Source organism: Leeuwenhoekiella nanhaiensis (assembly GCF_002744755.1).
GTDB classification, from domain to species: Bacteria; Bacteroidota; Bacteroidia; order Flavobacteriales; family Flavobacteriaceae; genus Leeuwenhoekiella; species Leeuwenhoekiella nanhaiensis.
This window is the reverse complement of the sequence record NZ_KZ319294.1, coordinates 14,358-27,040: the sequence shown is the minus strand read 5'-3', so window position 1 is coordinate 27,040 and position 12,683 is coordinate 14,358. Positions and strand designations below refer to the sequence as shown.

General features: G+C 41.1%; 12 protein-coding genes and 5 tRNA genes. All 17 read left to right on the top strand.

Translation table 11 applies throughout. The features are described 5' to 3' along the window. Window position 1 precedes the first annotated feature (1 nt). On the top strand, window positions 2-1,009 hold the full coding sequence (locus CJ305_RS13775) for a potassium channel family protein (protein ID WP_189319452.1): 1,008 nt from the start codon (window positions 2-4) through the stop codon (window positions 1,007-1,009). Between the two features lie 90 nt (window positions 1,010-1,099). Further along, a complete protein-coding gene (locus CJ305_RS13770) occupies window positions 1,100-2,782 on the top strand; it encodes an alanine/glycine:cation symporter family protein (RefSeq protein WP_099646865.1) in 1,683 nt (560 codons plus the stop codon). A 233-nt stretch (window positions 2,783-3,015) separates the two neighbouring features. Then, the gene (locus CJ305_RS13765) at window positions 3,016-5,091 is read left to right on the top strand and encodes an amino acid carrier protein (RefSeq protein WP_099646977.1); all 2,076 of its coding nucleotides are present in this window, start codon (window positions 3,016-3,018) and stop codon (window positions 5,089-5,091) included. A 13-nt stretch (window positions 5,092-5,104) separates the two neighbouring features. Then, window positions 5,105-5,986 carry a ComEA family DNA-binding protein gene (locus CJ305_RS13760; RefSeq protein WP_099646864.1) on the top strand — a complete coding sequence of 294 codons (882 nt, stop codon included), beginning with the start codon at window positions 5,105-5,107 and terminating at the stop codon, window positions 5,984-5,986. 163 nt (window positions 5,987-6,149) lie between these two features. Then, window positions 6,150-7,319 (top strand): acyl-CoA dehydrogenase family protein, encoded by a 1,170-nt coding sequence (locus tag CJ305_RS13755; protein ID WP_099646976.1) that lies wholly within the window; start codon window positions 6,150-6,152, stop codon window positions 7,317-7,319. Between the two features lie 90 nt (window positions 7,320-7,409). Continuing rightward, window positions 7,410-7,604, top strand: a complete 195-nt coding sequence (rpsU, locus tag CJ305_RS13750) for a 30S ribosomal protein S21 (RefSeq protein ID WP_009781174.1) — start codon at window positions 7,410-7,412, stop codon at window positions 7,602-7,604. Window positions 7,605-7,783: 179 nt separating this feature from the next. Continuing rightward, window positions 7,784-8,680: a tyrosine-type recombinase/integrase gene (locus tag CJ305_RS13745; RefSeq protein WP_099646863.1), complete on the top strand. Its 897-nt coding sequence runs from the start codon at window positions 7,784-7,786 to the stop codon at window positions 8,678-8,680. A gap of 117 nt (window positions 8,681-8,797) precedes the next feature. Then, window positions 8,798-9,100, top strand: coding sequence for a ribosome hibernation-promoting factor, HPF/YfiA family (gene hpf, locus CJ305_RS13740; RefSeq protein WP_099646862.1), 303 nt, complete (start codon window positions 8,798-8,800; stop codon window positions 9,098-9,100). A 97-nt stretch (window positions 9,101-9,197) separates the two neighbouring features. Beyond that, window positions 9,198-9,271 (top strand) — tRNA-Thr (locus CJ305_RS13735). Between the two features lie 95 nt (window positions 9,272-9,366). After that, window positions 9,367-9,449: transfer RNA gene (locus CJ305_RS13730), tRNA-Tyr, on the top strand. 47 nt (window positions 9,450-9,496) lie between these two features. Continuing rightward, a tRNA-Gly gene (locus CJ305_RS13725) sits at window positions 9,497-9,569 on the top strand. 162 nt (window positions 9,570-9,731) lie between these two features. Then, window positions 9,732-9,803 (top strand) — tRNA-Thr (locus tag CJ305_RS13720). Window positions 9,804-9,944: 141 nt separating this feature from the next. Next, window positions 9,945-11,132, top strand: coding sequence for an elongation factor Tu (gene tuf / locus CJ305_RS13715; protein WP_099646861.1), 1,188 nt, complete (start codon window positions 9,945-9,947; stop codon window positions 11,130-11,132). 98 nt (window positions 11,133-11,230) lie between these two features. Then, window positions 11,231-11,303, top strand: a tRNA-Trp gene (locus CJ305_RS13710). An 86-nt stretch (window positions 11,304-11,389) separates the two neighbouring features. Beyond that, on the top strand, window positions 11,390-11,587 hold the full coding sequence (gene secE / locus CJ305_RS13705) for a preprotein translocase subunit SecE (protein WP_099646860.1): 198 nt from the start codon (window positions 11,390-11,392) through the stop codon (window positions 11,585-11,587). Between the two features lie 10 nt (window positions 11,588-11,597). Continuing rightward, complete coding sequence (nusG, locus tag CJ305_RS13700; RefSeq protein ID WP_099646859.1) at window positions 11,598-12,158, top strand: transcription termination/antitermination protein NusG; 561 nt, start codon at window positions 11,598-11,600, stop codon at window positions 12,156-12,158. Window positions 12,159-12,227: 69 nt separating this feature from the next. Next, window positions 12,228-12,665, top strand: coding sequence for a 50S ribosomal protein L11 (gene rplK / locus CJ305_RS13695; RefSeq protein ID WP_009781168.1), 438 nt, complete (start codon window positions 12,228-12,230; stop codon window positions 12,663-12,665). Window positions 12,666-12,683 lie beyond the last annotated feature (18 nt).

Here is a 12,683-nt window from a genome sequence, read left to right as displayed (position 1 = left end):
TATGCTTCAACTTTTTAGAAACCGTTTTTATGTTGCGCTGAGTCTGATTCTGGCTATGCTGGTTTTTGGTGTGCTGGGATACCGGTTTTTTGCAGAATACAACTGGACTGATGCCGTTTACATGACGGTGATCACCATAAGCACCGTAGGTTTTGGTGAAGTACAGCCGCTTAATGATGTAGCCAAAATATTTACGGTTGTTTTAATTTTAGTGAGCTTGACCGTTGTGGGTTACGCGATTTCGGTTATTACCGAGTTTATTTTAAGCCGAAGTAATTTTGAACTTTTAAAAGAAAGACGCGTGTTGAAGAAAATTGAAGAACTCGAGAATCACGTGATCGTGGTGGGTTACGGTCGTAATGGCAAGCAGGCCGTGCAAAAACTTACCACCTACGGGAAGCCGTTTGTAATTGTAGAACGCAGTGAAGAGATTGTAAATAAATTTCAGACTGATGAGATGCTCTTTATTACCGGTAATGCAAACGAAGATGAAGTGCTTTTAAAAGCAGGTGTTGACCGCGCTTCTACGCTTATTTCGGCTTTGCCAAATGATTCTGACAACCTGTTTGTCGTGCTTTCTGCCCGTCAGATGAATAAGAATCTGCACATCATCAGCCGCGCTTCAGAAGAGACTACCTATCAAAAATTGAAATTTGCCGGGGCAGATAATGTTATTATGCCCGATAAAATAGGAGGCGATCATATGGCTTCTTTAGTTGTGGTTCCCGATTTGGTTGAATTTTTAGACAACCTGCAGGTTACAACCGGTGGTCGTGTGAATGTTCAGGAAATTACTTTTGAGGCGGTTTGCCCAGATAATCAAACCCGCACGATACGAGATATTGATCTGCGCGCCAAGACCGGATGTTCAATTATTGGTTACAAGTCTCCTTCCGGTGATTATGTGATTAATCCCGAAGCTTCGCTGCTGCTGGAGCGAGACTCTAAACTTATCGTAATTGGCAGGCCGGAGCAGATTGAAAATTTACATAAGGAATTTGCGATTTAGTAGTATGTTTACGGCGTTTAGGAGTTAAGGCTGAAAAATGTATTCCTATTTAAGGAAAATGCTCCTGATTTTAATCTAACCGTAAATTTTATGAAGCATTTTTTTACAGCTGCTTTCCTGTTGTTTTTTGGACTTACAGCCAAAGCACAGGAAACCGAAATGGGAATTGACCAGCAAATCGATCAGGCATTTGCTCCCATTTCAGATTTCTTCTTCAATCTTATTTTTTTCAATGTTTTCGGGATCCCTTTTGTGTTGTTACTTCTCGTATTTAGCGCATTCTTTTTTACCATTTATTTTGGTTTTCCAAACTTCCGTTATTTCGGTAATGCCATACAGACTGTACGCGGTAAGTATGAAGATATCGAAAATCACGGAGCTAAAGTTCTATACGGAGAAGACGGGATTGCTAACGGCGTAGATTTAAATAAGGTTGATATAGAAGAGCATATTGAGAGTTTAGACAATGATCTGGCTGTAAATAATGACATTGTAGATACCATACGCGATGAGTCTTCTGCGGGCGAAGTAAGTCACTTTCAGGCGCTGGCCACTGCGGTTTCGGGTACGGTAGGTAACGGAAACATCGCCGGTGTAGCTCTTGCAATTGCTTTGGGCGGACCGGGAGCAACCTTCTGGATGATTGTTTGTGGCTTGCTGGGCATGTCTACCAAGTTTGTGGAGTGTACTCTAGGGGTGCAATACCGCGACGTGGGAGAGGACGGGACTGTTTATGGCGGACCCATGTATTATCTGACTAAAGGGTTAAAGGAAAAAGGCTTTGCTACTCTGGGTAAGATCGCGGCGGTGATCTTTGCTATTTTTTGTATTGGGGGTTCATTTGGTGGCGGTAATGCGGCGCAAAGCAACCAGGCAACGATTGTTTTAAAGGAATTATTCAGCCTTGAAAGTACCGGAGCCGGATTCTGGATTGGGGTTGTAATTGCAGTCCTTGTAGGAGTAATCATTATAGGCGGAATCAAACGTATTGCTCAGGTAACTGAGAAGGTGGTTCCATTTATGGCGATTATGTATCTCGCAGCCTGTATTTATATCATAGGAATCAACTTTAGCCTGATTGATGATGCGTTTGCCTTAATTATGGAAGAAGCTTTTAAGCCTACTGCAATTGGAGTAGGGGGTGTTATCGGGGTGCTATTGGTTGGTTTTAAACGGGCAGCTTTTTCTAATGAGGCCGGGGCAGGTTCTGCTTCTATCGCACACTCTGCCGTACGTACCAAATATTCAGCGAGTGAAGGTCTTGTTGCTTTATTAGAACCTTTTATTGATACAGTGGTGATCTGTACGATGACGGCTTTAGTAATCATCATATTTAATTTTGGGGGCTTTTTTGAATACGGAGGAGACGGTAGCGGTGCTGTGATTATTGATGGAATGTCTTACGAAGGCGCCGGGATTACCTCAAAAGCCTTTCACGAGTACATTCCGTTTTCAAATGTGTTTTTGACTATCGCGGTAGTGCTTTTTGCAGTTTCCACGATGATTTCATGGTCGTATTACGGTCTTCAATCCTGGAAGTTTCTTTTCGGAAGGGGTAAAGTTGCAGATTTGGTTTACAAACTTCTTTTTTTAAGTTTCATCGTTATTGGTGCGGCGGCAAATATGGGTTCGATCTGGCAATTCTCTGATGCTATGATTTTTGCTATGATCTTCCCGAATATGGTTGGGTTATTCTTCCTGTTTCCGGTTGTGAAAAAACAATTGAGACGCTATCTCGATGCGATCAAATTGAAAAAGGAAGCCCTGAGCTAGTACTTTTTAATTAGAATTACAAAACCCGCAGTTTAAAATCTGCGGGTTTTTTGTTTTGCAATAATCTACTGCAGGAAGAAAATTAGTTTTGGCTATATTTTGAGGATTGTTGAAATATTCATCGCTAAACGGGCATTCTACTCGATTTTTAAAAGCGTTTACCTTTGAAAAAGCCTAATTTTTTAGCATATTGCGTCTTTCCAGGAAAAAAAGTGTTAAACCAAAAAAATCTTATGAAGAAAATTATTTTTCTTGTGTCTGTCCTTTTGCCCCTATCGGTATTAGCACAGGACTTAAAAGTAACTGCAGACGTTTCAAACCCTACAACTCAAATTAACGACGGTGTTGCAGAATTACAGGTCACCGGGGGAACTCCACCCTACAGCTACAAATGGAGTGATCAAAGCACACCTCTTTCTTCAAATTCTGCCACGGGACTAACCGAAGGTATTGCACATTCTGTTGTGGTTTCTGATGCTGCCGGTAATCAGGTTACTGAAGAATTCAAGATAGAAACCGAATCAATCGTAGAAGTCTTCAACGGTACGATGACTCCTGCGGTAGCCGGTTTGGGATCTGTACTTTTCTGGGATCCTTTTGCGGCAGTTGGCCTTTATGATCCTGTGATCTATGCCGATTTAAAAATGATATCTGTTCCGGGATGGGAAGCCGGTACACCATTTAAGTATACCCTGAAAGAATGGTTAGTGTCAGATGGAGGAAAAGTAAAAAAAGGTGATCCGATAGCTGTCGTTCAACTGAGTAATAACACATCAATTACCGTAGAAGCTGAGGCAAACGGAACCTTGCAACATATTAATGAAGCCGGAAGCGTTATTTACAATCCCGATAATACGCAGCACGTCATAGAGACCAATGCCGATGTATTTGCAGAAATCGTTTACGATGATCCTGTGCCCTTATTACATCCTAACGGCGATAAGCAGACTACTCAGATTCCGTTTATTGTGGTGTGGCTGATTTTTGGAGCTGCTTTCTTTACGGTGCGTATGGGCTTTATCAACCTTAGAGGCTTTAAGCACAGTCTGGAGCTGGCTAAAGGTAAGTATGATGATCCTGACGCGCCGGGTAGTATAACCCACTTTCAGGCATTGGCTACTGCGGTTTCAGCTACAGTAGGTTTGGGTAATATTGCAGGTGTTGCGGTAGCGGTCTCCTTGGGTGGAGCCGGAGCAACATTCTGGATGATCGTTGCCGGTCTTCTGGGTATGTCTTCAAAATTTGTGGAATGTACACTGGGTGTAAAATACCGGGATATTCTTCCTGACGGGCGTGTGTTTGGTGGTCCTATGAACTACCTGAGATACGGTCTTCAAAAACAAAATATGGGCGGCTTTGGTAAAGTACTTGCCGCTTTCTTTGCAATCCTGGCCATTGGTGCTTCTTTTGGGGGTGGAAACATGTTCCAGGCTAACCAGTCTTTTGAAATTTTGAGCGGTCAGTTTGACTGGCTTGAAGGTAACGGTTTCTGGTTTGGTCTAACCGTAGCCGTATTGGTAGGTGTTGTAATTATTGGAGGTATTAACAGTATCGCTAAAGTTACCGGAAAGATTGTACCTATAATGGCAGGTGTTTACGTCTTGGGTGCCTTGACCGTTATTTTTATCAATATCGAAAACATAGGCCCTGCATTTTCTGCAATTATTGATGGCGCATTTAGCCCAAGTGCTCTTAAAGGAGGTATCTTGGGTGTACTTATCGTAGGTTTTCAACGTGCGGCATTCTCTAACGAGGCTGGTGTGGGTTCTGCGGCAATTGCGCACAGTGTGGCCAAGACAAACCATCCGCCATCTGAAGGTTTTGTGGCACTTCTTGAGCCTTTTATTGATACGGTTGTGGTATGTACCCTGACTGCTTTGGTGCTAATTTTTACAGGTATGCATGAGGTGACAGGTGTTGCAGGTGCAGACCTTACTTCTGACGCCTTTGGTAGTGTGATCAGCTGGTTCCCGTATGTACTTGCCGCAGCGGTATTCTTATTTGCATTTTCTACTATGATTTCCTGGTCTTACTACGGTATGCGTGCCTGGACTTATTTATTTGGAAAAAGCAAAAAATCAGAGTTACTTTATAAGATCTTATTCTTGTTCTTTGTAGTGGTAGGGGCATCAGTAAGTCTGGGTGCTGTATTAGACTTCTCAGATATGATGATTCTGGCAATGTCCTTCCCTAATATTATAGGTCTGTATATAATGAGCGGCGAAGTTCGTGCAGATTTGAGGGAATACTTTAGAAAGTTAAAAGCCGGCGAATTGTTTAAGAAACAAGAAACCGCAAAGAATGCATAAATAGCTTCAAAATATGAAAGAGTTTAAATCCCATTTCGAACTGGATAACCGGCAGCGAAATGGGATTTTGCTTTTGGTACTGCTCGTGATAGGTTGCTGGGCCTTATATTTTTTAGTTGAACCGGCACAAAATGACTCGTACTCCAAGGCTGTTAATGAGAATCAAATGAAAATCTTTGAAGCTAGAATCGACAGCATTCAAAAGCTACGGGATAGTATTAATCAACCAAAAATTTATCCTTTCAATCCAAATTTTATCACCGATTATAAGGGATATACGCTGGGGATGAATGTTGAAGAAATAGACCGGTTATTCCGCTTTCGCGAAAGCGGAAAATGGATTAATTCGGCTGAAGACTTTCAGCAGGTAACAGGAGTTTCAGATTCACTTCTGGCTTCAATTGCTCCCTATTTTAAATTCCCCGAATGGGTAAATAAACCCAAAACCGAATCTAAGCTCGTTCAAAAGGAGGTGGAGTCGCCCGGCTTAAAAAGTGACTTAAACACCGTGTCGTTTGAAGAATTGATGAAGATTGAAGATGTTGATCAGGTTATAGCGAAGCGCATTCTAGATTACCGCAGGAAGCTGGGAGGTTTTCTTGATGACCGCCAATTGTATGATGTGTATGGCATTTCAAAAGATCAGGTTAAACAACTTCAAAGCCATTACACGGTGCTTTCCAAACCAGAGATCAAAAGGATTGATGTAAATAAGGCAAACGCGTCAGACCTGTCAACCGTGCCTTTCATCACGTTTGAAATAGCTCGGGAAATAGTCAATTACCGGCTGTTACATAACCAAATAAATGATCTGGATGAACTTCTCAAAATTGACGGAATTACTCCGTATAAATTAGATCGAATTAAATTATATTTGTCGTCCAACCAAAATTAAGTAGGTGTATTAACGAATATTGAAGTTTATACTTACAGACTTCCTTTCCAATTACCTAATTAATATCTGTCCCATAGTTTTGGGAATGATAATTTAAGTTCTAATATTCCGGTAGCCTGGATTACAATCAGGTTTCATGCCGGTAGGTGAAAAAAGTAAATACATGAACAACGCATTTTTTTCAGAAGAGCATCAGCTTTTCAGAGAAAGTTTGAGAGATTTTTTACAGAAAGAGGTAGTGCCTCATTTGGATAAATGGGAAGAGAGTGGAACCATTGAACGCTTCATCTGGTCTAAGATGGGTGAGATGGGCTATTTTGGTCTTACCTATCCTGAGAAATACGGAGGGCTCGAGCTAGATACCTTTTATACAGTTATTTTTCTGGAAGAGTTGCAACGCATCAACAGCGGGGGGTTTGCTGCCGCAATGTGGGCGCACGCTTACCTGGCAATGACACACCTTAATGCCGAAGGTTCTGAGAAAATAAAAGAGCAGTATCTCGCTCCAAGTATTACCGGAGAGAAAATAGGTTGTCTTTGCATAACCGAACCTTTTGGTGGTTCTGATGTTGCCGGGATGCGCAGTACCGCACTTTTAGAAGGAGATCATTACGTGCTTAATGGGTCAAAAACCTTCATTACAAACGGTGTGTATTCCGATTATCTCGTTGTTGCCGCTAAAACCGATCCTGAAAAGGGGAATAAGGGTATGAGCATTTTTGTAGTAGATCGCAATACCGAAGGTATTTCTGCTACAAAATTGAATAAACTCGGTTGGCGTGCTTCAGATACCGGCGAGATTGCATTTAGTGATGTGAAGATTCCGGTTTCTAACCTTATGGGTGAGGAGAATAAGGGCTTTCAATATATTATGCAGCATTTTGCTTTAGAGCGTCTTATTATGGGAGTGAATGCTCACGCCCGTGCCGAGTATGCATTAGAATATACGCTAGATTATATGGCAGAGCGAAAAGCTTTTGGTAAAACCTTAGATCGTTTTCAGGCTTTACGTCACGATGTGGCCGAGATGTCAAGCGAAGTTGAGGTGATAAAAACCTTTAATTACAATGTTGCTAAAAGTCTGGACCAGGGAGAATATGTGGTCAAAGAGGCGAGTATGTCAAAATTGATGGCTACTAAAATCGCAGATGAAGTCATTTACAAGTGTTTGCAAATGCTGGGAGGTTACGGCTATATGGAAGATTATCCTCTGGCACGTATGTTTAGGGACAGCAGACTGGGGCCCATAGGAGGCGGAACTTCAGAGATTTTAAAGGAGATTATAGCCAAAATGGTTATCGATAAAAAAGAGTATAAGCCGGCAGCTAAATAAAAAATAGAAATTGGCATTGCCAGTTTTAAACATTGAATTATCTTTGCAGCCTGTAAACAGATAAGAATTTTAAAGAAAGGAGGTACCACTATGTTAATTATACCAGTAAAAGACGGAGAAAATATCGATAGAGCGCTGAAGCGTTTCAAGAGAAAATTTGATAGAACGGGAACTATGCGTAAGCTGCGTGATCGTCAGGCATTCACAAAACCTTCTGTAGAACGTAGAAGAGAAATTCAGAAAGCCTCATACATTCAAGGTCTTCGCGATCAGGAGAATATTTAATATTCCGTCAGTAAGGTTTACACTTTACTTGGCATTATTAACAGAAAGACTTATCCTCTTTCCATTAATATAAATTAAACCGTCAGTTTTGCTGGCGGTTTTTTTATTTACACGAATTCGGGTTGTGGTAAATTCGTGGTTAATGTCTATCTTTTGAATTCATCTATTAAAAGCTAAAATTGGCCCTTTCTTCATTTATAGATTATCTAAGTCTCGAGCGTAAGTACAGCAAGCATACGGTAACGGCTTACAGCCGTGATATTGAGTCTTTTTTTGATTTTTTGGAAAACCGGTATGGCGAAATGCCGGAGCGTGAAATTTCGTATCCGCTTATTCGTTCCTGGATTGTGAAACTTGCTGATGAAGGTGTGGGTAATCGTTCGGTAAACCGAAAAGTATCGTCCTTAAAAGCCTATTTCAAATTTCTGCAGAAAATAGAGGTTATAGAACAATCTCCTTTGGCTAAACACAAATCATTAAAAGTTAAGAAAGAAATTCAGGTTCCTTTTTCAGGAGATGAAATAGATGCTGTGCTGAATGAATTGAGTGCTGCTTCAGATTTTGCCTCCAGCCGTGATTTGGCTATGGTTGCTTTATTTTATGCCACCGGAATGCGGAGAAGTGAGCTGATCAACCTTCAGTTGGATGATGTAAACCTCGCTCAAAAGACCTTGAAAGTTTTAGGGAAGCGCAACAAAGAGCGTATAATACCGTTAATAGATTGGTTGGTTGATGTTTTAAAAACATACATCAATCAGCGAAATCAGAATTTTGGGTCTGATACGGGTGGAAGCCTTTTGCTTACAAATAAGGGTGAAAATCTGTACGATACGTTTGTTTACCGAACAATAAATCGCTACTTTAGTGAGGTGTCTCAAAAAACGAAGACGAGTCCGCATATGTTGCGGCACACCTTCGCGACTCATTTGCTCAATAACGGTGCAGATTTAAATGCAGTCAAAGAATTGCTGGGACACGCCAGTTTAGCATCTACCCAGGTGTATACACACACGAGTATGGCTGAGCTAAGTAAGGTATATCGCAATGCTCACCCTCGTAATCGCAGCGACGACTAAAACGTTTGCGTTCAATGTAGGGTTGGTAAATCGAATTGTCAGATTCAAAAAACTGATAATAAATGCTCCGGTTGACGGAGTGTGTCTAACCAAATAGTAACCTTAAAATGTGAACCTATGAAAGTAAGCGTGCAAACCCCACACTTTGTAGCAGACCAAAAGCTCATTAATTTCATTCAGAAAAAAATGGATAAGCTAGAACAATTTTATGATCACATAATTTATGCAGATGTTTTTTTAAGATTGGAGAATACCAGTGATCGACAGAACAAAGTGGTTGAAATTTTACTGAGTGTTCCGGGTAACGAATTGATTGTCAAAAAGCAAGCAAAATCATTTGAAGAAGGAGCTGATAGTTGTGCGCAATCTTTAGAACGACTTCTGGTTAAGCGGAAGCAAAAAATTAGGGCTAGCGCCTAAAAAAAGTTGAAAATATTTTTGTCAATTGTAAATTTATTCTACATTTGCAGTCCGTTAGAAATAGCGGACTTTTTTATGCCTGAAGAGGTGATAAAAAGCCGATGTAGCTCAGCTGGCTAGAGCACGTGATTTGTAATCTCGGGGTCGGGGGTTCGAGTCCCTTCATCGGCTCATAATTTTAGAGTTTTAAAATCGATTAGGATTTTTAAGCTTGCGCAAAACGCCGACGGTTGTGCGTTTTTTGAAATACTGAATATACCAATATTGGGGAGATACTCAAGCGGCCAACGAGGACAGACTGTAACTCTGTTGTCATTAGACTTCGCAGGTTCGAATCCTGCTCTCCCCACTTTTATTTTGGCAACTTATAATTTTTTTATAATTTTGCCGCCCAATGCGGGAGTAGCTCAGTTGGTAGAGCGTCAGCCTTCCAAGCTGAATGTCGCCGGTTCGAACCCGGTCTCCCGCTCAAAATAAAATGTTCTTTTTAAGAGCGTTTTTATTGAATTCTTAAACCAAATCTGATAGGCTTTGGTTGCGGTTCATAGTAATGAACTATTAAGCCCTTTAGCTGAAGAGGTCAGCCCGGGTAATGCAGACTTCGGTCGCAATTAAGGGTATAAGTTTCTAAGCCGACGTAGCTCAGGGGTAGAGCGTTTCCTTGGTAAGGAAGAGGCCACGGGTTCAAATCCCGTCGTTGGCTCAATAGCAGTAACTGCTGGTAAAGAAATAATGAGTGCTTTGTGTGCTCAATTTTTTGCGTTTGGGTAAAACCATGGCCGGCGTATCAGGTGCGTTTAAAATTAAACACTAATAATAACTAAGATTAAAAATTATTTAAATCATGGCAAAGGCAACATTTGATCGTTCCAAACCTCACTTAAATATTGGTACTATAGGGCACGTTGACCACGGTAAAACTACCTTGACTGCTGCTATCACCACTGTACTTGCAAGAGCAGGTCTTTCTGAATTAAGAAGCTTTGACTCTATTGATAACGCTCCTGAGGAGAAAGAAAGAGGTATTACTATTAACACCTCTCACGTAGAGTATTCAACTGCTAACCGTCACTATGCGCACGTTGATTGTCCAGGTCACGCGGATTATGTGAAAAACATGGTAACTGGTGCTGCTCAGATGGACGGAGCTATCCTTGTTGTTGCTGCAACAGATGGTCCTATGCCACAAACTCGTGAGCACATCCTTCTTGGTCGTCAGGTAGGTATTCCTCGTATCGTTGTTTTCATGAACAAAGTGGATATGGTTGATGATGAGGAGCTTTTAGAGCTTGTAGAGATGGAAGTAAGAGATCTTCTTAGCTTCTATGAGTATGACGGAGACAATGGTCCTGTTGTTCAGGGTTCTGCTTTAGGTGCTCTTAATGGTGAAGATAAGTGGGAGCAAAAAGTTCTTGAGCTTATGGAAGCTGTTGACAGCTGGATTGAACTTCCTGCTCGTGACGTTGATAAGCCATTCCTAATGCCTATCGAAGATGTATTCTCTATTACTGGTCGTGGTACTGTTGCAACTGGTCGTATTGAAACTGGTGTTGCTAACACCGGAGATCCTGTAGAGATCATTGGTATGGGTGCAGAAAAACTTACTTCTACTATAACTGGGGTTGAAATGTTCCGTAAGATATTAGATAGAGGTGAGGCTGGTGATAACGTAGGTATCCTATTGCGTGGTATTGAGAAAACTCAAATCTCTCGTGGTATGGTAATCGTTAAGCCGGGTTCTGTGAAGCCACACACTAAATTCAAAGCTGAGGTTTATATCCTTAAGAAAGAAGAAGGTGGTCGTCACACTCCATTCCACAATAACTACCGTCCACAGTTCTACGTACGTACAACTGACGTAACTGGTAACATCTCTCTTCCTGATGGAGTAGAAATGGTAATGCCGGGAGATAACCTTACGATCACTGTTGAGTTGATTAACTCAATCGCGATGAACGTAGGTCTTCGTTTCGCAATACGTGAAGGTGGTAGAACCGTAGGTGCTGGTCAGGTTACTGAAATCTTAGACTAATAAGTACGGATTACCGAAGTATATAAAATTAAGGCGTCCGTTAAGACTACGGATGCCTTGATTTTTATAATCAATTACCAAAGCCGATAAGGCTTGATACGGGTTTAGCTCAGTTGGTAGAGCACTGGTCTCCAAAACCAGGTGTCGGGAGTTCGAGCCTCTCAACCCGTGCAATATATTACACAGGTCGTGTATGTATAATCACAAATGTGATCTTATTTGAAAGGCTTCGGTCTTTTGAAAAACTAGAAAAAATTATGGCCGGATTTATTAATTACATTCAGGAGTCTTATAACGAGTTGAAAAATCATGTTACCTGGACTCCGCTTTCAGAAGCTCAGCGTCTTACTGTTGTAGTAGCAGTATTTACTATTGTTTTTTCTCTAGCTATCTGGGGAGTAGACACCGTTTTCAGTAGAGCGATTAAAGCATATTTCAATCTGGTAGTAGCTTAAAAAATTCACTATGGCTATAACAAACAATACCAAAGATAAAGACTGGTACGTGGTAAGGGCCGTAAGTGGTCAGGAAAACAAGGTTAAAGGATATATTGAGCAGGAAATTGCTCGCTTTAATCTTGAAGAATACATCGAGCAGGTGCTTGTTCCTACTGAGAAAGTAGTTCAGATCCGCAACGGTAAAAAAATTAATAAAGAACGCGTTTACTTCCCCGGTTATATTATGATTCACGCGAATCTGGGTGGTGAAGTAACGCATATGATTAAATCTATTAACGGGGTTATTGGTTTCCTCGGTGAAACCAAAGGTGGAGATCCTGTACCTCTTAGAACATCTGAGGTTAATAGAATGTTAGGCAAGGTTGATGAATTGTCTGTGAAAACAGATAATGTAGCTATACCTTTTGTAATGGGTGAGACTGTAAAAGTAATTGATGGTCCATTCAACGGTTTTAACGGTACGGTTGAGAAGATTAATGAAGAGAAGCGTAAGCTTGAGGTGATGGTGAAAATCTTCGGTAGAAAGACTCCGTTAGAATTGAGTTACATGCAAGTTGAGAAAGTATAAGTGTTACACATATATCAGATATCGTTCTTCTGCTTCCACTAAAGAGCATATCAAACTAAATTTTTAAAAATGGCAAAAGAAGTAAGTAAGGTTGTTAAGTTGCAAGTTAAGGGGGGTGCGGCAAATCCGTCTCCACCTGTTGGACCAGCTTTAGGTGCTGCCGGTGTTAACATCATGGAGTTTTGTAAGCAGTTTAATGCTAGAACTCAGGATAAAGCCGGAAAAGTACTTCCTGTAGTAATTACTGTCTATGGTGACAAGTCTTTTGACTTTGTGGTTAAAACACCACCTGCTGCCATCCAATTGATGGAAGCAGCGAAGATCAAAGGAGGTTCTGGTGAGCCTAACCGTAAAAAAGTTGCTAGTGTAACTTGGGATCAGATTAGAGCGATCTCTGAAGACAAAATGCCAGATCTTAACGCATTTACAGTAGAAAGTGCAATGAGAATGGTTGCAGGAACTGCCCGTTCAATGGGAATAACTGTAAAAGGACAGGCTCCTTTTTAACATCCGAAAAAGCAATTT